This window comes from Nitrospirillum bahiense (assembly GCF_007828025.1).
GTDB classification, from domain to species: domain Bacteria; phylum Pseudomonadota; class Alphaproteobacteria; order Azospirillales; family Azospirillaceae; genus Nitrospirillum; species Nitrospirillum amazonense.
Window position 1 is genome coordinate 119,013 of the sequence record NZ_VITO01000008.1, and the last position, 19,744, is coordinate 138,756.

Annotated in this window: 15 protein-coding genes; 2 read left to right on the plus strand and 13 right to left on the minus strand. The window is 60.1% G+C overall.

Translation table 11 applies throughout. The features are described from left to right. Window positions 1–2 precede the first annotated feature (2 nt). From FBZ88_RS13620 to galE, 3 genes are all read right to left on the minus strand, one after another. Window positions 3–2,474: a glycosyltransferase gene (locus FBZ88_RS13620; protein WP_186464387.1), complete on the minus strand. Its 2,472-nt coding sequence runs from the start codon at window positions 2,472–2,474 to the stop codon at window positions 3–5. Window positions 2,475–2,632: 158 nt separating this feature from the next. Then, complete coding sequence (locus FBZ88_RS13625) at window positions 2,633–3,559, minus strand: hypothetical protein (RefSeq protein WP_145617550.1); 927 nt, start codon at window positions 3,557–3,559, stop codon at window positions 2,633–2,635. A gap of 201 nt (window positions 3,560–3,760) precedes the next feature. Then, the gene (galE, locus tag FBZ88_RS13630; RefSeq protein WP_145617551.1) at window positions 3,761–4,798 is read right to left on the minus strand and encodes a UDP-glucose 4-epimerase GalE; all 1,038 of its coding nucleotides are present in this window, start codon (window positions 4,796–4,798) and stop codon (window positions 3,761–3,763) included. Between the two features lie 438 nt (window positions 4,799–5,236). On the opposite strand from galE, the gene FBZ88_RS13635 reads away from it, so the two are divergent. Next, the gene (locus tag FBZ88_RS13635; protein WP_246138661.1) at window positions 5,237–6,307 is read left to right on the plus strand and encodes a class I SAM-dependent methyltransferase; all 1,071 of its coding nucleotides are present in this window, start codon (window positions 5,237–5,239) and stop codon (window positions 6,305–6,307) included. Beyond that, window positions 6,277–7,146 carry a hypothetical protein gene (locus FBZ88_RS13640; protein WP_246138654.1) on the plus strand — a complete coding sequence of 290 codons (870 nt, stop codon included), beginning with the start codon at window positions 6,277–6,279 and terminating at the stop codon, window positions 7,144–7,146. Before FBZ88_RS13635 ends, FBZ88_RS13640 begins: the two co-directional genes overlap by 31 nt. Before the next feature lie 24 nt (window positions 7,147–7,170). On the opposite strand, the gene FBZ88_RS13645 is transcribed toward FBZ88_RS13640, so the two are convergent. The 10 genes from FBZ88_RS13645 to rfbF form a co-directional block, all read right to left on the minus strand. After that, the gene (locus FBZ88_RS13645) at window positions 7,171–8,451 is read right to left on the minus strand and encodes an acyltransferase family protein (protein ID WP_145617553.1); all 1,281 of its coding nucleotides are present in this window, start codon (window positions 8,449–8,451) and stop codon (window positions 7,171–7,173) included. Between the two features lie 54 nt (window positions 8,452–8,505). After that, window positions 8,506–9,756, minus strand: a complete 1,251-nt coding sequence (locus FBZ88_RS13650) for an acyltransferase family protein (protein ID WP_145617554.1) — start codon at window positions 9,754–9,756, stop codon at window positions 8,506–8,508. Window positions 9,757–9,961: 205 nt separating this feature from the next. Further along, window positions 9,962–12,262, minus strand: a complete 2,301-nt coding sequence (locus tag FBZ88_RS13655; protein ID WP_145617555.1) for a DUF7024 domain-containing protein — start codon at window positions 12,260–12,262, stop codon at window positions 9,962–9,964. A 47-nt stretch (window positions 12,263–12,309) separates the two neighbouring features. Continuing rightward, complete coding sequence (locus FBZ88_RS13660; RefSeq protein ID WP_145617557.1) at window positions 12,310–14,055, minus strand: thiamine pyrophosphate-binding protein; 1,746 nt, start codon at window positions 14,053–14,055, stop codon at window positions 12,310–12,312. Window positions 14,056–14,092: 37 nt separating this feature from the next. Beyond that, on the minus strand, window positions 14,093–15,049 hold the full coding sequence (locus tag FBZ88_RS13665) for a glycosyltransferase family 2 protein (protein WP_145617558.1): 957 nt from the start codon (window positions 15,047–15,049) through the stop codon (window positions 14,093–14,095). Next, a complete protein-coding gene (locus tag FBZ88_RS13670; protein WP_145617559.1) occupies window positions 15,046–15,540 on the minus strand; it encodes a GtrA family protein in 495 nt (164 codons plus the stop codon). The genes FBZ88_RS13665 and FBZ88_RS13670 overlap by 4 nt, the downstream gene beginning before the upstream one ends. Next, window positions 15,507–16,433, minus strand: coding sequence for an NAD-dependent epimerase/dehydratase family protein (locus FBZ88_RS13675; RefSeq protein WP_186464389.1), 927 nt, complete (start codon window positions 16,431–16,433; stop codon window positions 15,507–15,509). The genes FBZ88_RS13670 and FBZ88_RS13675 overlap by 34 nt, the downstream gene beginning before the upstream one ends. A gap of 24 nt (window positions 16,434–16,457) precedes the next feature. Further along, the gene (gene rfbH / locus FBZ88_RS13680; RefSeq protein ID WP_145617562.1) at window positions 16,458–17,786 is read right to left on the minus strand and encodes a lipopolysaccharide biosynthesis protein RfbH; all 1,329 of its coding nucleotides are present in this window, start codon (window positions 17,784–17,786) and stop codon (window positions 16,458–16,460) included. 36 nt (window positions 17,787–17,822) lie between these two features. Next, window positions 17,823–18,929 carry a CDP-glucose 4,6-dehydratase gene (rfbG, locus tag FBZ88_RS13685; RefSeq protein WP_145617563.1) on the minus strand — a complete coding sequence of 369 codons (1,107 nt, stop codon included), beginning with the start codon at window positions 18,927–18,929 and terminating at the stop codon, window positions 17,823–17,825. Next, complete coding sequence (gene rfbF / locus FBZ88_RS13690) at window positions 18,926–19,702, minus strand: glucose-1-phosphate cytidylyltransferase (protein ID WP_145617564.1); 777 nt, start codon at window positions 19,700–19,702, stop codon at window positions 18,926–18,928. The genes rfbG and rfbF overlap by 4 nt, the downstream gene beginning before the upstream one ends. Window positions 19,703–19,744: the final 42 nt, after the last annotated feature.

Sequence of the window (19,744 nt, forward strand, 5' to 3'; positions counted from 1 at the left end):
ATTCATCCCCCAATGATCCCTGTGTAGATAGCACTTAGCTGATCGGCGACCCGATCGTAATTGAAATTATTCCGCACGAAGGTGGCGCGCCGCAGGCGGCTGTCCGGTGAGTCATTTTCAAGAGCCTGGCGAAGAGCGGATTGTATCGAATCAACATCCCAAGGGTCACAATAATAGCCATGGTCGCCAAAATACTCACGTTCGGAGGACTGGCTGCTGAGGACCAGGGGAATGCCCAAGGCGCCGGCGTCCAGCGCCGACAGTGGGGCGCCTTCCGCCCAACTGGGCAGCACGAACGCGGCGGCGTTGGCAATGATGGTTCGCAACAGGCGGTCATCGTTTATATGGCCAGTCAGGTGCGTCCAAGGTGTCATGAAGCGCTGAACCAGCTTGCCGTAGGGACTGGCTCCTCCACCGCCGGCAAGCACCAACGGCCGGTCGAGATCGCGGCAGGCATGCAGCAGCAGCAATTGGTTCTTTCGCGGCTCGATGTTGCCCAGGCACAGAATGTATCCGCCTTCGACGATGACCGGCGGCAAACGGTTCGTGGGCTCCGCCGTCAGCAACTGATCACTGGCAGCGTTGCACACAATGGAATGCGCCGGTAGATCAAATCCATAGCTTCGCAGCAGATTGAACTCAAAGTCACTGGTGGTGACCAGATGATCGGTCAGATCCAGCATGCGCTGCACCTGTTCGGCATAGCCAGGCAGGGCGTAGCTGATGGTCTGTCGGCGATTGGCCGTCGCTTCACGGTGCCGGTCGCCCAGGCCCGCCAACGCCTGTTCCACCTGGCCGAAGGTGCGAGCCTCTTCAAACGCAGCAGCAGCCTGGTTTTGGACTCCGTCCATGGCCAGGTCGATGAAAATGGATGAGAACACGGTCGGCAGACGCCGGCGCCGGGCGCTTTCCAGTAACTGGGTGGCGCTTTGCGGTTCCCACACGTTGAAAAGATGCACCAGGTCGGCGCTGGCGGGGTTGGGCAGGTCGCCGTGGTGGACAATGGCGGTGTGACCGATTCGGTTCAGGGCCACCGCAGTTTCCACCGCCCGGCGGGATGGGCCGCCCGTACGGCCTTCGCCTTCCGGCTTGTGCAGGATGAGGCTGGCGCGCAGCACGTCGGACCTCGGCGCCTTGGTGATGTCGGGTACGGCGTTGGCGCCGGTCAGCAGATATTGGAACTGCGTGTGGTGCTGGTGGGCCCAGGCGTCCCAGCTGTATCGCTGCACGACGCGGCTTCTGGCGCTTCTCTCCTCCACCAACTGGACCAAGATGCGGCGCACGGCCGCGGCGTCGCCGGTAGGATAGGAGATGTGCGGCAGTTCGCTGACGAAGCCCACTTCCGGAGCGATCAGCGGCTTGCCGCAGGACAACGCCTCCAGTGCCGTCATCGGGCCCCCCTCATACAGCGAGGGGACCAACAAATAGTCGATGGTGTGGAAGAAGGCGTGGCGCTCATGCTCCGGATACATGACGCAAGGGCCAGGCCAGCCGTCACCCGAGAAGTGCCATTCGATCCCCGGCAAGTCCATCAGTTGGGCGACAAGCGCTTCGCCCTTACGGCCGCTGCCATAGGTGCGGCCGGCGACGCCGATACGCAGAGGCGCCGTCGGAAATTCGTGCGGATCCACGCCAGGGGTGATGCGCACGCTGCGGCGTGCGTTCGTTTGCACGGCACTGCGGTAAAAGTCCGACATGTAGATGGCCAGGTCCACCTCCCGGCAGGCGCGGATGAAGCGCTCCCGCATGGCAGGATCCTGTTCCATGTGGGTGAACAGCGCCATGTTCATCCCGGGGGCGGCCTCGCGCCGCGCGGAATACGGCAGGAAGTATTGTATGGGCGCCGATCCGGGCGTCACGCCCACGGTAACATATGGCAGCCGTTGCTCGATCTCGCCCGCCAGGCGCTCCAGGATCCAGCCACGGTCGGCGATGACGATATTAACCAGCGCGCGCGTATTCTTTTCAGTGAGGCCATCCAGTGCGACGCGCGACTGCGCCCGCGCCCGGCATTCCTCGCCTTGGGCGATATCCAAAATAATGCCGGCCCGGGTCATTAGGGACGCGTCCAACTGGCCCTGGTAAAAGGCCCGTCCGGCTTCATCGATATCGCGTCCCAGCAGGAACGTATAGAGATCGGCGAGGAAATTCGCATCCGGATGGAGAAGATCCCGCCAGTGATAGAAGACGTGCGCGGTGATCGCCCCTTCCGTGCTATCCGCCAAGATCGCGATGGCTGCCAAGCGGCTGACTGCCCCTCCGTCCAGTTGGCGCAAAAGCTCAACCTCGGCCATATCTTCGGCGGGGCGTAAGAAAATCTGCTCATAAAGATGATTAAGATATTGCCGATTGTCTAGCGATTTGCCAAACGCGAGTAGTTCAGACGCACTAAGGTATTTGGGCATTTGGACCACAGACTTGTTATTAACCGGTATATCTGCGCCCGCCGGCCGGCCATAAAAACGGTCTGGCATGGGGCATGCTTCCCCATTTAATAGCATGTTATGATTAATGGGAAATGGGAATAAAACACCTAGCAGGGTGGAATACGCAGTCAACCTATGGAATGATCTATTTGCACACCCGTACAAATGGCTTAGGCCTCTAGGCCTTTTGTATGGGTATGAAATAATTATTCCTGATGCAGCGCGACCTCATTACGCGCTTTATGAGCGCGGACAAATTGCCAGAGATCGTTTACCTCTTCAGATAATGAATGACGAATCTGCAACAACTGTTCGCTCAGCGCGTCGGCCTGGGAACCCACGGAGTGAATGCGGGCGGACAAGGTGCTGTTGAGCCCTTGAACATCGGCACCCAATTGGGCATCCACACGTGTCTGCAGTGTGTGGACGCTTTGGTCCAGTCGAGCTTCCAAGCTTTCCAAGCGCGCCGCTAGGGCAATTATGTCTTTCAAAACGGTGTCCGGCTGCGGGAATTCGGGTGCGACACTGATCACGGGCAAAGGGAGGGGAGGCGGCACGGGGGCCGGTTGCAAGGCAGGGGCGGCGCTAATATGTTCCACTTTCTGGAGCACAATCTCCGTCGTGTTGGCCAATTCCCGTAAGGCCTGGCCGTGTGCCCGGAGTACCTGCTCACGCTCCTGCAAGGTTTCCTGATGCTCGTGCAAGCCAATAGCGAGGTGGTCCACCCGTTGCGCCAGGGAGATGGCCTCCGTTCCCGACCGCTTCACAGCAGCGATGGCACCGACGAAGCTGGGGACATACACGCGCCACTGGGCCTGAAGCTCAGTAATGGCGCCGTCTAGGGCGCGCAGCTTGTGATTGAGTTCATGCTCGATATGATTGAAGCGATTTTCCAGGGCAACGATACGGTCGATCAAAGGCTCGCCGTTGAATGGCTGCCGCGCCTGCACAATGGCCAACTGCTGTTCCAGTTGGTGAAGCCGCTCCCGCGTAGGGGCTAGACGGATCTCAATGCGGTAACTAATGCGCCGCCAAACCGGCATAAGCAGGACTTTGAGAAATCTTTTGGCCATGACGGGAATCATTATAAATCCTGTGTGAAATGTCAGCAAAAGGAAGACAAGTACCAGCAAGGAAAGCCATCGTGTCGCCAGCCAGCAATATATGGCTTGTCAATGGCAGGAAGGGGGAATTGCGACTTGGCTAGGAGAATACATCTTGGCACCTCATCGCTTCCACCGTCCCGACGCGATGTTGTTTAATTTTTCGTTACCTGTGGACTACACCGTGACATTTTTGTCCCGATGCTGTCAAGGTAACTGCGTCCGACAACCTCAATGCGGCACTGCGGTGCAGGGGGACACGGCCTGCCGATGCTCGCCGTGCTCACCGCCGTCTGTCGTCGGATAGCCGAACGAAACGGCCGCATGCTGCACTTGCTGCGTCAGTTCCGGGAATTTGGGTGACCAGCCCAGCTCACGCCGTGCCACCGTCGCGTCGGCTACCAGAATCGCGGGGTCGCCGGGCCGGCGCTCAGCCAGGCGGATGGGAACGTCGCGCGCCGTCACGGCGGCCACCGCAGCGATGACTTCGCGCACGGAATAGCCACGGCCCGTTCCCAGGTTGGCGGTCAGGGACGCGCCATCGGCCAAAAGCCGTTTCAGGGCAAGGACATGGGCGCTCGCCAGATCTGTGACGTGGACGTAGTCGCGGACACAGGTACCATCCGGCGTGGGGTAATCCGTGCCAAACACGGCGATGTCGGCGCGCTGGCCATAGGCGGCCTGAAGCGCCAATGGAATGAGGTGGGTCTCCGGCTGATGGTTTTCCCGCAATTCTCCATCCGGATCAGCGCCGCAGGCATTGAAATAGCGTAGGACCACATGGCGCATGCCGTGGGCCGCGTCCATGTCGGACAGGATGCTCTCCGTCATCAGTTTGCTGCGGCCATACGGGTTGACCGGAGCAAGGGGATGATGTTCCGGAATGGGTGTGAACTGGGGGTCGCCATATACCGCCGCGGTCGAGGAAAAGATGATCTTGTCCAACTGGTGCGCCCGCATCACCCGCAGTAGCGCCAGGGCGCCGCCAACGTTGTTGCGGTAGAAGCGCGCCGGTTCCCGTACGGACTGGCCCGCTTCGATGAAGGCGGCGAAATGAATGACGGCGATGGGACGGTGCGCTTGCATCACAGTGGCCAGCCGTGCCTCATCTTCCAGGTGGCCCTGTTCGAAGGGCCCCCATCTGACAGCGTCACGCACGCCGTTGGACAGATCGTCGTAGGTGACGGGAAGAAAGCCCGCCGCAGCCAACGACTTGCACGTATGGCTTCCAACGAAACCTGCCCCGCCGGTGACCAGGATCTTGTTCATTAAATTCATTATCTCCAAGTGCGCTGAATCACGGGCGAAGGGTCGAGATGGCTACCCTTGACCGGTTCGGAAAAGCCAACCCGCTGATGGCTAGACGGTCGCCGAGTTCATGAAGAACTGTTGATGCGGGTGAACGGGAATATTTAAGGGGCGGTCAATCCATATTTACTGTGTAGAAGGGGTGACTGAATTTATCTGCCCTCGCGACAGGGCATAGGGATAGGGTATCAGCGCCATTGTGTGCGTCAGCTGCGACAGCATTGTCAAATGTTGAACTGATATGCAAACGCATGGCAATGGGCAAGCCAGCGCTGAACGCCCAGGCGGTTGACATTATTGGCAAATCTCGCCACTTCTCGACAGCTCGCCTCTCTTGCCGTCCAGCACTGGGTCGTTCGAGGCACTTAGTATCGGATCGACAAGGAATGCCGAATCTTGATGTCACTTGGCCCGGTGGAAACGATGTCCACGGAAGGTGAATACGATGCCCGCATTGTCGCGCACCCGGATGGGGCAGAGGCGTGGTTGGCTAAGGCGAAGTTGCGCCTGTCGCGAGGCGACCATCAGGCGGGAGTGGAGTTTGCGATAGCGGCGGCATCCCGCGCTGGGGCGGTGCCGGAAGCCGGCCGCCTGCTGGTTGAGGCGGCGGCCCGGGCGGGCGATGCGCATCTGCTGGGCCTGGCCGCCAAGTGTCATCTGCAGCTTTTCCCTGATGATCGCGAAACCTCGGTCTTCCAACGGCTGGTTCCGCCACGCCTGCTCGTTCCCACCCCCCAGGATGCCGAAGAGTTGGATGCGTTCAACCAGATCCTGGCTTCCATTCGTGACCGGCGCCCGCGGCGATATGGCCAATTGCTGCAATGCCTGTTGGCGTTGCGGCCGCGGTCCATCCTTGAAATCGGGGTGTTCGATGGCCGGAACGCTGCGGATATGATCCGGGCCGGGGGACGCACGCCGGCCCAGACCGGGGCTCTGCGTTACGTCGGATTTGATCTGTTCGAGGAAATGACGCCGGAGGTTCATGAGAAGGAATTCTCAAAATATCCGTTGTCTCGTGCTGAAATCGGCCACGCGCTGTCGGCTTTTAATCAAAACCACCTGCTTATACAGGGATACACCCAGGACACGCTGAAGGCATTCCGGCAATCGCCGGATGCTGGGCCCATCGACTTCGTCTTCATTGATGGTGGCCATAGTGAAGAGACAATTCAGTCCGATTGGGACAACGTCGCGCTCCTCATGTCCGAAAAGACGGTCGTGATTTTCGATGACTGTTATCTGAACAAGGTCAAGGAGCTTGATGGGCTGGGCTGCAACAGCCTGGTTGAGCGTCTGGCGCGTGACCCGCGATATGTGGTCGAGATGCTGCCGGTGCACGATTCCTTCGACAAGGATTTTGGCATGCTGACGATCGCCCTCGTAAAAGTGCGGCTGCGACCCCACGGTGGAGCTCTGCGCCGTTTATTGCGGATAAATCCATGGGGCAGACCTGCGACTGGCCGGTCGTGATCGAAAAAAGGGGGGACAAAATGGAGGAGCTTCACAACGCCGTGGCCATCTTGCAGCGGACGGCAAGCCAGCTCAAGGACATCCTGATCCAGGACGCCAACATAAGGTTTCAGGCGGCCCACCCCAACCCCTTGAACAGGTTTGGTCGCAAGGGCTTCTCCCAATCCGATGAAGACGGGATCACGCTGGAACTGGTACGCAGGCTGAATCTGTCCTGCGGAACGTTTGCCGAATTCGGTGTCGGCAATGGCTTGGAGAACAACACCATTATCCTAGGTGGACTGGGCTGGCGCGGCTTCTGGGTGGGGGGGCAGGAACTTGTCTTCGATCCGACGCCGTTGCCACGGCTGACCTACATCCGGGACTGGATCACGCGCGACAATGTCCTTCGCCATGCCGAGGCGGGGATGGCGGCGATCGGCACGGGGGCCGTTGATCTCATATCGCTCGACCTCGACGGCAATGATATCTACATCGCGGAAGCCCTGCTGGACGGTGGCATTCTTCCCAAGATTTTCATCGCTGAATATAACGCGAAGTTCCTCCCCCCGGCGAAATTTCAGATCGCATATAATTCGGATCATCGCTGGGGTGGCGATGATTACTTTGGTGCTGCCTTGCAGAATTTTGTCGATTTGTTTTCTGGGTTCGGCTACGCTTTAGTTTGCTGTAATGCATATTCGGGTGCGAACGCTTTCTTTATCCGGAAGGATTTTGCGGATCGGTTTCCAGAGGTGCCGGCCGATATTCGCGACATCCATGTTCCGCCCCGTTATCACCTTTATTCTGCTTACGGGCACAGGGCTTCGCCTCGCGTGGTTGAAACCTTGTTTTCTTGACGGAATTGATAAGAGGCCCCCACATCATTTCGGTAGTAATTCCACATCCAATGTTTCTGCGATCGCGGGTGGTAGAGACGTACGAACGCCCAGTCGCCGGCTGAGGCGCAGGGACGGTCGGTCGATATATATTTCGAATAGCTTCGCCACGACCACGGACAGGCCGCCACCGAGTACAGTCGTTACAATGAAGGTGATGCCATAGGGCAGGTACCGATGAAACAGGCTGAAGATCGCGAAGCCTACAGTGAACAGCAGGGGAAAGTGCACCAGATAGAGACTGAAAGAGCAACGGCCTAGCCACACCACCCAAGGCACCGACAGCTTACGCTGTAGGCTTGGTAAAACCATGATGCCGGCCATGACCAGCACGGCGGCGACCTCGGCCTGCAGACGTACGCCCGCAGCCGCATGCAGCAAGCCGATATGGCGGGTGACCTGCAGTAGTTGATCGAAGGAGAGTGGGTTGGGCAGCCCGGCGATGAGGAGGCCCATGGTGACCAGGGTGATGCCTGCCACCGTTGCGGCGTGTCCGCGCCGGGTCAGCAGCCACCCGCGTCCTAAATAAGCGGCGAATCCCAACAAGAACAAAGTGAAGTGGCTGGTACCAGTCACCAACAGCAAGGCACAGAACACCGCACAGAACCACCGGCGAGGCAGAAGGCGGTAGAGGTACGCCAATAGCAGGACCAGGAGCGACCCCCAGAATTCCGCATGCAGTGTCCAAAGGGGGGGGTTCATACTCATGTTAAGGCGACTGATGAAGACGCCGCTGGGATCGCTGGCATCGAATAAGGACGCGCCGCGATATCCTATCAACATGGAGTCCATCAGCGTGTCGCGGGTTAGCGAGATCAAGGTCATGGGGTTGACATAGAGGCGCTGCGCCCACAGCGATTGGGCATAGGGCGCGACCCAGGCCCGAGGTTGCGGGAGGAGCGCCAGCAGCATAATGGCCAATAAGATGGAACAGGCGGTTGGGAGGAACAAACGGACGAACCGGCGGAGTATTTGCTGGGATATGGTCTGGTCGGATTTGAGATAAGATTGGGCCAAGACGAAAGCACTGATCTGGAAGAAGAGAAAAACGGTTACGGTGCCATTAACTAGGGCGAAGGCTTTGGAACTGGCTAGTGGCATTTCCCAGTTGAAATGCGGCAGACCTGGAACATGAGCCAGGGGCGGCAGGAATGCGGACAAGTAGTGATTCAATGCGACCTGGATGCACCCGAGGCCACGAATTCCTTCAAGGAAGGTGAAATTCCGTGATCCGGGGCGCGTTTCATCTTCCATATTGGCGCGCATAAGCCACTCCAGGAAAGAGTCTCCAACGGCGAGGACCCGCCTGTTGGCTGTTGTTTATTCCGCAGCGGTTTCCGCTGGTACGGTGGATGGCTTGGGACGCAACGCCTTGCGACTGAGGCGTATGGCTGGCCGGTCGATCCATCGCTCGAACAGCGTCGCGGCGGCCAGCGACAGGCCACCACCAAACACGACGGTCAGGAAGAGCGCGGTTCCTTGCTGCAGATAGTCCAGAAGCACCGAGAAGATGGCGAAACCGACAGTGAACAGCAGGGGAAAGTGCACCAGATACAGAGCAAAGGAGCGGTGCCCCAGCCACACCAGCCAAGGGGCGGCCAATATGTGCCTTATCCTGGGCTGTATCAGAATACCCGCCATCAACAGCGTCGCCGCCACTTCATTCTGCAGCCATTTGCCGCCGGGTGCCTGAAGGAGGCTCACGCTCCGCGCTGCCACCACCCAACTGTCAAAGGGAAAGGATGCGGCTCGCATGCCGAGAAACACCGCGGCCGCGATCAGCGTCATTCCCATCAAGGCTGGGATGGCGCCGTGCAACGCCAGCATCCGGTGACGTCCTAGATAGCCGGCCACTCCCAGCAGGAATAAAGTGTAATGGCTGGTTCCCGTCACCAACAGCGTGACCGTAAAAATCATCCAGAACCAGGGGCTTGGCAGGATCCGGTACAGCCGCGCCATCAACAGCACGAGAAGCGACCCCCAAAATTCCGCATGCAGGGACCATAAGGGGGGATTCAGGCTGTCCGACAGGTGAGCAACGACGAGGTGAGTCTTGGCGGCCGCAAAATCGAACAGTGAGACGCCTTCATAACCCAGCAGCATGGAATTGAGGGCAATGTCCTTTGCCAGCACCGGCCCGGTCATGGCATCCGCATAGCGCTGCCTGGCCCACGGCGAAACATAAGGCGCTACCCACGCCCGAGATTGCGGCAGGATGGTCAACAGGGTCAGGGCCATCAACCACGAGGCGATGGCCGGTGCTAGAAGCCTGGTGGCGCGTTGCAAGATCCGTTCGAAGGCGGTGTAGCTCGTCTCCAGATAGGACTGGGTCAGAACGAACGCGCTCATCACAAAAAACGTGTAGGTGGCGATGCCGCCATTCATCAGGAAAGAGACCGGTGAATTGGCCAGCGTTCTTTCCCAGGGGGAATGAGTCGATCCAGGAAGCCCAACAATGGCTGGAAGGAAGGCCGAGGCATAGTGGTTCAGGAGAACCTGAACGGCCCCTATACCTCGAATTCCCTCAAGAAAAAGAAAATGTGATGATTTGTGATGCGCTGCATTTCCCATGACCTAACTATTAAGGGAAATGCGCGATTAGGGAAACCCGCTTAAAAGCATTGATTTTCTCGAACGGAATCATTGCCGGCGGGCGACAGGTTGTCCGTTCTCAAGGGTTGGCTGTAAGTGTCTGGAAAGAAGAAATTTTACGGGCGAGGCTGCCGGGGCGCCGGCAGCCTGCCGCCTTGCGGCGATTCCATCCCCATGCGCGCCATCAAGGTTTCGTCTCAATCCGCAGCTGGATCAGCCCGATGCCGAGACGGCGCCGGTCGTCGTTTATTCCAAGCTCATTGGGCGAGATCGGTTTGGGAGGCACGATTTCAATGGTCGTGCTCTTCTCCACCCCGAGCGAGACGGCGACGCGATACTCCGCCGCCGCAGGCCTTATTGTGACTGGATAGCTGTGCTCACCGATGCGCACCAGGGTCGGCGCGTCCGTATTAGGCCCGAAGGCTTGCGCTGACAGAACCAAGGTGAATTCGGCCGGCAAGGGATCGCTGAAGAGGATACGAACGGTTGGGGTGGTGTCCGCGTCGGACCAGCGACCCCATGACTCGACTATAGAGAGACCTTGAATGTCCTTGATGTAGCTAGGCCAGATCGATTGCGAGAATGACAGGCCTTCCGACAGATCGGCCATGTAGCGGCCGCGCGTGTCGACCCTGTATCCCGCGCGTTCCATGATCTGACCTGGAGAAAGGCCGGTCAGATCGACAGCAGGGTTGTCCAGCCGAAAGAATAGGATGGCGCCATCATCCCGGGTAAGCAGCGGCCCGCTCTTCAATAGCTGAGTCAGTTGGCCGATGATGTCGTTGCCACCATCGGGGTAGCCTCGTCGGTCGATGTAGATGCCGGCAAAACCAAGCCGGCGCAGGACGGTCAACTGGCGCTCCACCGGCTGTTCGGCCAGCGACTGATAGAATAGATCACCCGCGCGCCCCATCATGCCCCCGTAACTCCACCGCAGTGTCCGGGAATTGACGAAGCCGCTGGCCTGAGCATAGTCCAGCAATTTATGGCGAGGGCGCGCTTCCGGGAAGCTCATGAAGGGCAGTTGATAGATGGGGCTTCCTGCCGGCACCGCCTGCTCGATAGCCTGAACGAAGGCGCGTTCCTTCTCAAACTTGGCGCGGGCTTCGGTGTTGCAGGGAACGCAGACCGCGGGGGTTTGATCTGCGATGCCGATGACCGTCAGCGCCCCGGCGACGACCCACGCCACCTGGCGCAGTTGAGGTCCCGCCAGCCACCGCTCCAACCCAGCCTGTAACAGCAAGGTGAAGCCGGAGAGCGCGCCAAAGGAAATGAAGACGCTGATGCGGTTCCAAGCGCGGACAAGCGGGGAGATCTGGTCTGCGAAGATCGCACCAAGTCCGCCGATGGTTCCGAAAAGGAAGAGGACAAGAACCGTCAGGGACAAGAAGGAAAGTCGGGGGTCGACCGGGCGGCGGGCCAGCGCCGCGACGATGACGGCACCCAAGGCCAAGAATCCCAGGCTGCCGATCATCCCCAGGGCCGCTGAGTGATTCTCGTTCACCAGTGGCCGGCCTTCCTCATAGTGTTCGGTCACGGACGCTAAGGCCGGCACCCGATGATGGTACCGCGGATACAGCATTTGAATCAGTTTCAGCCCAAAGATTTCCGATTCCACCGGGCTGCGAGCTGCCACCGTCGTGTTGGCGCCGACCTCCATCCGATGCACCACGTTGGGCGCTACATTCAGGCCGATCCCGATGCCGATGCTGAGGATGAGCAAGGCCGCGTACCGCGCGCCGGCCAAACCACGGTTCATCAGCACCGAAAACAGCGCCGCCGTCGCCAACAGGATCATTCCGAAGGCGGCGTTATAGAGGCCGAAGGACGCAGACAGCACGCCGATGCCGTACGGCAGCAAGCGCCCCGCCCGGCTGGTGGCGGCCTGCGTTGGTGCCGACATGTGAACGATCTGGTTGCCGAAGTAGAAGAATAGGGGAACGGTGAAGTAAGAAAGAAGTAGGATGTGATTGAAGCGCGTGAAAGGGAACGGCATGAAGGAAAAAAGGAGCGCCATCATGATGGCTAGAATATCGCGAACACCGAAATGTCTTCCTGTCCAATATGCCAAGATGAAAGAAAGAGGAAAGCTAAAAACTATGAAGATATTCATGGCGCCGAAGAAATTTCCGGTAATAAGGCCATAGAATCTTAATAGAATGAAATTCAGGGTGTCGGAGTTCGGATAGTCCAGCAGGCTGGAATCGAATGGATAGCCAACGCGGGGGTTGGAATAAACCCATCCCTCCATCACCCGCTGAATCAGCGCGGCGTTGAACAGGCCGTCACCCTCATTGAAATAGGGATGTGACAAGTCTGGGATGAACAGATGCGGCCAACCCGCGATCAACAGGTTCGCGAGGAGATAGGCCAAGATTGCGCCGGCCGCCCACATCCGCCACTCGCGTAGGAATGCCTGCGAGTTGAAGGCCGGATTCGTGCCCACGCCGGGGCCCGCCGCCGGGCGGTCAACCAGTCTCTGCATCAGCTCTATTCCTGATAGGGGAGCGGGGCACGTGACACGGCTGCCCCTCAGTGCCGCTTATAGTCGATAAAGGCGTTTCCTTCGGCCAACTCCGCGTCGTCAAGGTAAGGGAATTGGTCATTGATAGGGCGGCCCATTTCCGCTTTGGGCTCGATGGTGGTCCCCTCTTCAAGGATCACGTCCAGAATTCGCAGGCCCTTATGGCTGAACATTTCAGGCGTGATCTGGTCTGGCCGCTCAATGCGATGATAATCAAGGCCATAGGCGTATGCGATCTTGCCGAAGTCCGGCTGGCTGTAGCCGACGCCGGTGGCATGATAGCGTCCCTGCATGTAGGCGTCCTGGAATTGCTTGATGATGCCGTAGCCGCCGTTGTTCAGGATGACAATGGTGATGTCGAGTTCATAGTGCACGGCCGTCTGCAGTTCCTGCAGGTTCAGCTGGAAGCCGCCATCTCCACTGAAACAAATCACTTGGCGATCTGGCGCCGTCAGCTTGGCGGCGATGGCGGCCGGCAGGGAATATCCCATGGGGGAGTTGCCACCTGCGGTGAAAATGGTCTGGCCTGTGCGATGGAACGTCTGGAAAAACCAGCACAAGGCGGCGCCGGTATCGTTGGCGATAATGGCATCGTGGTCGACCAGCCGATTGATGCGCTGGATCACCGCATAAGGCGACTGGGCGCCGGTGATGGCGGTCCGCCCGGCGTGCTTGCCGAGGTAGCGTTCCTGCATCAGGGCAACGTGGTTCACCCAGGCATTGCTGGGACGAGGTAGCCGTACCTGATCCAGGACGACGGGCAGGTCTCTGAAATTCAGCGGGACGGTGACGTAACCGTCCGCCTGGTATTTAGCCAGTTCCTCAACGTCAACGTCCAACACCACGACGCGAGCGGATGGCGCGAAATTGCGTGTGTTCCCAGTCCGCTGGCGATTGTCCAGGCGACTGCCCAACACCAGCAGGAAGTCGCAGTTCTGGACAAGGAAATTGCCACCGCGATTACCGTAGACGCCCACGGTGCCGCAAAAGCCTGGAAGGTCATGATCGAAATACGTGGCGCCGTTCCAGCTGGATACCATGGGAACGCCCGTGGCCCGCACCCAACGCTCGACCTCGGGCGCGACACCGGCCAGGCCCACACCCGCCCCCCAATAGATCAGGGGACGCGTCACCCCGGCCAAGGCCTGATTGACGGCGGCGGCCGCCACCGCCACCGCCGCTGGGTCGGTGGCGGTGGGCTCCGGTGTCACCGCTGGGGACAAATGCCCCACCTCGGCTTGTTGCAAGTCCATGGGCACATCGATCAATACCGGTCCCATGCGGCCGCTCATGGCGATGCGGTAGGCCTTTTCCAGTTCTTGACGCAACTCCTCACCGGTCCGCACCTGCACCGCGTATTTGGTGATGGGGCGAGCCATCTCGACGATCTTTGTCTCCTGGAAGCCGATCTGGCGGGGCGAGGCCCCACCCAGCATCGCGCTTTCCCTCATGTTGACCTGACCCGTGATGTGCAGGGCCGGAATGGAATCGAAATAGGAGCAGGCGATGCCGGTCAATAGGTTGGTAGCGCCCGGTCCCGATGTGGCCATGGCCACGCCCAGGGTACCGTCCGTGCGCCACACGGCGTCCGCGGCCATGGCTGCCGCTTGCTCATGCTGCATGCAAATGTAATCGATGTCGTCCCGGTTCCCGATGGCGTCGATCATGAAGGTCGCCGCCCCGCCGGTCATGAGGAAGACGTGCCTGACATGCTTGCTGGCCAGGAAGGCGGCGATATACTCAGCTCCGGTCATGTCGCTATCTGCTTCTGAAGGGGCGGCTGGCGTGGCGTCAGTCAGGTGTCGGGCCGGTGAAGTTGATGCGTTCCCGTTCGAAAACCGCCGGCTTGTCCCTGACCCGGGCATATATGGCCAGCACATACTCGCCGATCAGGCCCGTGAAGAACAGTTGCACCCCGCCGAAGAAGAAGGCGGCCACGATGAGGGTCAGGATGCCTGGCTCCGCCAGCTTGTGATAGAAAACAAAACCGAACAGCAGGTTCACGACCGCGTAGACCAGGCTGAGGGTGGCCGCCAGGAAGCCGGTGATCAAGGCGAACCGCAGGGGGGCGGTGGTGAAGGTTATGATGCCGTTCATTCCCTGATCGAACAAAGCGGAGAGCCGGTTCTTGGAGACGCCGTATTTGCGCGCACGCCAACGATAAGGGATGCCGACGGCGCGGCCGCCGCATTCGAAGGTCATCATGCGCATGAAGGGATAATTATCCCGGATTTGGCGCATGGCTTCCACCACCCGGCGATCTACCAATTGGAAATCACCGACGCCGGGCGGCACGGCGATGTCGGAGAACCGCGTCAGGAGATTGTAGTACAGCGTGCGCACGGAGCGCATGGTCCACCCCTCTTCCCGCGTGGCACGGATGCCGTAGACAATCTCATATCCCTGCTCCCATAGCGCGACGAATTCGGGAATGAGTTCTGGCGGATCCTGAAGGTCGGCTGGCATGAACAGCAATACCGCGTCGCCGGTCGCCGCCATCACGCCATTGTAGTTGTTGCGCAGTGGACCAAAGTTACGGGCATTGACAATAATGCGAGCGCATGGGTCGTGCGCCACGATGTCCTTTAGAATTTCAAGCGTTCGGTCCGTGGAAGCGTTGTCACAAAATATGTGCTCACGCTCATATCCTGGAAGCAGCTTGTCGAAGATGGCCTTAATTGTCGCGTGACATTCCGAAATGCCCGCTTCCTCATTGTAGCAGGGGGTGACGACGGAAATTCTTTTCAATTACCTCTCCCGAATACAATGAATTTATTGATGATGAAGGACAAAATTACCATGATGGGTAATAATAGAACCTGTGCCAGCAGTGAGGGGACTCCGGCGGCATGCGTCAACTCCAGCGCTTCAAGATTGACAATAAAACAAACGATGTAGCCGCCAATGAACAGCGGTAAACGATGGATGCGCTGGCTACCGAATACCAGGCGGCCGGTGGTCAGGAAATTGAAGGCAACCCCAATCACGTTGGCTGCCGTCAAGGCCAGGCGATGGTCGCCCGTTGTCAAGATCCCCGCGGCGAAAACACCATAGCCGAAAAGCGTGTTCAACACGCCCACCAGCACGAAGCGTATGAAGTCCCCTAATCGCTCGCCGTTTTCGTTCCCAAGAGCCAGACCGAGCCTGGCTGGCAGATGTTTCCGCAGCCAAGGCGGCAGGTCGAGGCTGGTCGTGGATTGCCGCCTCATTGCATTCCACTCACCAGGTTGCGATGCCATGCGATGGTTGCCCGCAGGCCGTCCCCCAAGGTTACGGTCGGCCGCCAACCCGTCAGAGCGGTCAAACGGCCGATATCTGCTTCCAGGTGCATCACCGGATTGGGGCCGTAGGGGATTTCCCCCACGCCCAGCGGAACTGTCGGGTCAAGAAGGTCGCGCAGGTGGACAACCGTCTCAAGCAATGGTCGCGCCCGGCCGGAGCCAAGGTTGAACAGCCCGGCGGCGCTGGGCGTGCGCGCCACCGCCGCCACGGCCGCCGCCGCATCCTCCACGTAAAGATAGTCCCAGCGCTGGGTACAGGCGGTCAGCTGCGGACGCTGCCCCCGCCCAATCTGCTCGATCACCATGGGGATCAGGCATTCGGGATTGTCGCGAGGGCCGAAGAGGGAAAATACGCGCAGCCAGGCCCAACGCAAGCTGGCCTGGGCGCAAATGCGTTGCGTGGCCAGCGCGGCCGAAAGCTTGGCGATGCCGTACAGGGTCACGGGCCGGGGGGGCGCCGCCTCATCTGTCCGCCCGCTGACGGGACCGTATTCCGCCTGGGAACCGATGCCGATGAAGGTGGATGCCCCCAGCCTGCCGGCCAGCGCGGCCAACTCCCCCGCCGCGACCACATTGCGCAACTGGCCGGGTCGGTCGCGATCCTGGGCGCCGACCCCGGCCCATGCGGCATGAACCAGAACGTCGGGGTGGAAGTCCGCTAGCGGTGCTTCCAAGGCGCCGATCGTATCGAGGTCGCCCTCGATGATCCGCATCGCGCCCGCCAAATCCGGCAGTCGGACCTGGGTGGTACCGGGGCGCACGATCGCTGCCACTGCGGCCCCCTGCGCCGCGAGAAGGCGGACCAGGGGAGCGCCGAGGAAGCCGCCGGCTCCGGTGATGGCTATACGCACGAGACAAGCCCCCAAGTTGCGCTTTTAGCGGCGAATAAAGGCGCGAATGGTGTCGACGGCGTAGTCCACGGCATCCTTGCCCAAGCCGGGGTAGACGCCGATCCAGAAGGTCCGGTTCATCACGATGTCACTGTTGGAAAGGGGGCCGACCACGCGATGGGGCCGTCCGGTCATGTAGGGCTGGCGCAGCAGGTTGCCGCCGAACAATTGGCGGGTGCCGATCTTGTGCGCATCCAGGTGGACGACCAAGTCGCGTCGGCTGAAGGGGGCATCGTCCCGCAGGGTGATGGGAAAGCCGAACCAGGACGGTTCGGCTCTGGGTGTCGCTTCGGGTAGGATCAGCGCATCCTGCAAATCGGCCAGGCCCTGCTTCAACAGATTGAAGTTGCGCCGGCGCGCGGCGATGAAGGCGTCCAGGTGATCCAGTTGCGACAGCCCGACGGCCGCCTGCATGTCCGTGATCTTCAGGTTGTATCCCAGGTGGGAATATATGTATTTGTGATCGTAGCCTTCCGGCAATTGGCCCAGTTGCCACTGGAAACGCTTGCCACAGGTGTTGTCCCGCCCCGGCGGACAATAGCAGTCGCGACCCCAGTCGCGAATGGATTCCATGGCCCGGCGCAGCAAGGGCCGGTCGGTGAACACCGCGCCCCCTTCACCCATGGTAATGTGGTGTGCCGGATAGAAGCTGAGCGTGCCGGCGTCGCCGAAGGTGCCGACCGGCCGGCCCTCATAGGTCGCCCCCAGCGCGTCGCAACAATCCTCAATGACCCAAAGGTCGTGCTTGCGGGCGACCGCCATGACCGCGTCGAGATTGAACGGGTTGCCCAGGGTGTGGGCGAGCATGATGGCCCGGGTCCGGGGGGTTACCGCTTCTTCCAGGCGGGTGACATCAATGTTGTACGTTGGGATGTCGATGTCGAGGAAGACCGGGACCAAGCCGAACTGCAAGGTCGGGTTGACCGTGGTCGGAAAGCCGGTGGCACAGGTGATGACTTCATCGCCCGGCTTCAGCGCCCGGTCCTTCAGGAGGTGCGACGTCAGTGCCGCGAACGCCACCAGGTTGGCCGATGATCCCGAATTCACCGTCAACACGTGCTTGCGCTGCAGAACCTCGCCCAGGCGCCGCTCGAAGGCATCGTTAAAGCGACCGGTGGTCAACCAGAAGTCCAATGCGCTATCGACCAGGAACTGCATATCCTGGGCTTGATAGGTTCGTCCGGATACGGGTACCGGTGAATCTCCCCGGACGAAGGGGCCTGGGGCGTGGACCAAGTCGTAATAGTCCCGCACGAGGTCCAGGATCTGCTCACGCAGGGCCGATGCCTTGGAATTGGAAGCAGAGCCAGACATTATCTAGGTCCTTTGCCCACACGGAAACGCCCAACCCTAGACCGTGCGCGGATGATGGTTCATGTAAGCCTCGATCTGCGCTTGGGTGACGGCGCGCAGGTCGGCCCCGGCTTCATAGGCTTTGAACCAATCGACCGTCAACGCCACTGCCGTCTTGTAGGTATGGACTGGGGTCCAGCCCAGCTTGATGTTGGCCTTGGTGGAGTCCAGATGCAGCAGGGTGGCTTCGTGCAGGTCCGCGGGGTCGCCCACCTGCCGCCAAGTGGCGCCGCCGCCCCAGCATGCCGCCAACGCATCGACCACATCCGATACCGGCTGGTTGCTGTCGTGCCCGGGCCCGAAATTCCACCCCCCGGCATAGGCCCCAGCGTCATCTCCCAGAAGGCGGGCACCCAGCAGCAGATAGCCTTGTAGTGGTTCCAGAACATGCTGCCAGGGTCGCACGGCGATCGGGTTGCGAATGTCCAGCGGGCGGCGGGCCAGAAAGGCGCGCATGGCGTCGGGCACCAGCCGGTCGGCCGTCCAGTCGCCACCGCCGATGACATTGCCCGCCCGGGCGGTCGCCACGGCCACTCCGGCCTTGCGGAAGTAGGAGTCACGGAAAGCGGCCACGACCAGTTCCGCGCATCCCTTGCTGTTGCTGTAGGGATCGTGCCCGCCCATGCGGTCATGTTCCCTGTAGGCCCATATCTGTTCGCGGTTTTCGTAACATTTATCGCTGGTGACGACCAGGATGGCCTGCACGTCCGGGCAGCGGCGCGCCACATCCAGCAGGTTGGCCGTGCCCATCACGTTGGTCGAATATGTGGTCAGCGGATCGGTATAGGAGGCGCGGACCACCGACTGTGCCGCCATGTGGATGATAATCTCCGGCCGAGCCCGCGCCACGGCCGCTTCCAGCGCCGGCAGGTCGCGGATGTCGCCGATGACGCTGTCGACATCGGCGGCGGCCCCAACCAGGCTGAACAGATTGGGTTCGGTGGGGGGCGCCAGGGAAAAGCCGGTAATCCGGGCGCCGAGCGCCGCCAGCCAGAGGCTCATCCAACTGCCCTTGAAACCGGTGTGACCGGTCAGAAGGACACGACATCCCCGCCAAGCCGTGGCCCAGGAACCTGGCAGCCCGCTTCCAGCTCGTGAACTCATGGCCAGACCTTCCACTCTGCTTTGCCGCTGGCCCACCGGTCCTCCAGGAAATTCTTGTCCCGCAACGTGTCCATCGGCTGCCAGAAACCCTCGTGATGGAAGGCGTTGAGCTGGCGTTGCTCCGCCAGGGCTTCCAGCGGCTCATGTTCCCAGACCGAGGTGTCGCCGTCGATCAAGTTGATCACTTGCGGCGACAGCAGGAAGAAGCCGCCGTTGACCCAGCCGATCTCGTTGGCTGGCTTCTCGCGGAAGGAGCGCACCTGATTCTCGCCGTCGATATCCAGAACGCCGAACCGGCTGGGCGGACGGACCGCGGTGATGGTGGCCAGCTTGCCGTGGCTGGTGTGGAAGGCGGCGAGGGCAGCGATGTCGATGTCGGATACGCCATCACCGTAGGTCATGGCGAAATAGGGTTCATCCTTCACGTATTCCTGGACACGCTTCAGGCGGCCACCGGTATTGGTGGTGGCACCGGTGTCCACCAAGGTCACCCGCCAAGGCTCGGCCGTTTCGCGATGCACTTCCATATGGTTGCGGGCCATGTCGAAGGTGACGTCGGCCATGTGCAGGAAGTAATTGGAAAAGTACTCCTTGATGACATAGCCCCTGAATCCCAGGCAAATGATGAAGTCATGAAATCCATAGGCAGAATAGATTTTCATGATGTGCCACAGGATTGGCCGCCCGCCGATTTCGACCATCGGCTTGGGGCGTAGGTGAGATTCCTCGGATATCCGTGTTCCCATGCCACCAGCCAGTATAACCACCTTCATCGACTGCCCCCAAAGCGACTTAAAATGAAAAATCTAAAAGTG

What these genes read in the sequence shown, in the direction of transcription:
- FBZ88_RS13620 (WP_186464387.1), bottom strand. Translation starts at nt 2,474, where the DNA reads ATGCCAGACCGTTTTTATGGCCGGCCGGCGGGCGCAGATATACCGGTT.
- galE (WP_145617551.1), bottom strand. Translation starts at nt 4,798, where the DNA reads ATGAACAAGATCCTGGTCACCGGCGGGGCAGGTTTCGTTGGAAGCCAT.
- FBZ88_RS13635 (WP_246138661.1), top strand. Translation starts at nt 5,237, where the DNA reads ATGTCACTTGGCCCGGTGGAAACGATGTCCACGGAAGGTGAATACGAT.
- FBZ88_RS13640 (WP_246138654.1), top strand. Translation starts at nt 6,277, where the DNA reads ATGGGGCAGACCTGCGACTGGCCGGTCGTGATCGAAAAAAGGGGGGAC.
- FBZ88_RS13645 (WP_145617553.1), bottom strand. Translation starts at nt 8,451, where the DNA reads ATGCGCGCCAATATGGAAGATGAAACGCGCCCCGGATCACGGAATTTC.
- FBZ88_RS13650 (WP_145617554.1), bottom strand. Translation starts at nt 9,756, where the DNA reads ATGGGAAATGCAGCGCATCACAAATCATCACATTTTCTTTTTCTTGAG.
- FBZ88_RS13655 (WP_145617555.1), bottom strand. Translation starts at nt 12,262, where the DNA reads ATGCAGAGACTGGTTGACCGCCCGGCGGCGGGCCCCGGCGTGGGCACG.
- FBZ88_RS13660 (WP_145617557.1), bottom strand. Translation starts at nt 14,055, where the DNA reads ATGACCGGAGCTGAGTATATCGCCGCCTTCCTGGCCAGCAAGCATGTC.
- FBZ88_RS13670 (WP_145617559.1), bottom strand. Translation starts at nt 15,540, where the DNA reads ATGGCATCGCAACCTGGTGAGTGGAATGCAATGAGGCGGCAATCCACG.
- rfbH (WP_145617562.1), bottom strand. Translation starts at nt 17,786, where the DNA reads ATGTCTGGCTCTGCTTCCAATTCCAAGGCATCGGCCCTGCGTGAGCAG.
- rfbG (WP_145617563.1), bottom strand. Translation starts at nt 18,929, where the DNA reads ATGAGTTCACGAGCTGGAAGCGGGCTGCCAGGTTCCTGGGCCACGGCT.
- rfbF (WP_145617564.1), bottom strand. Translation starts at nt 19,702, where the DNA reads ATGAAGGTGGTTATACTGGCTGGTGGCATGGGAACACGGATATCCGAG.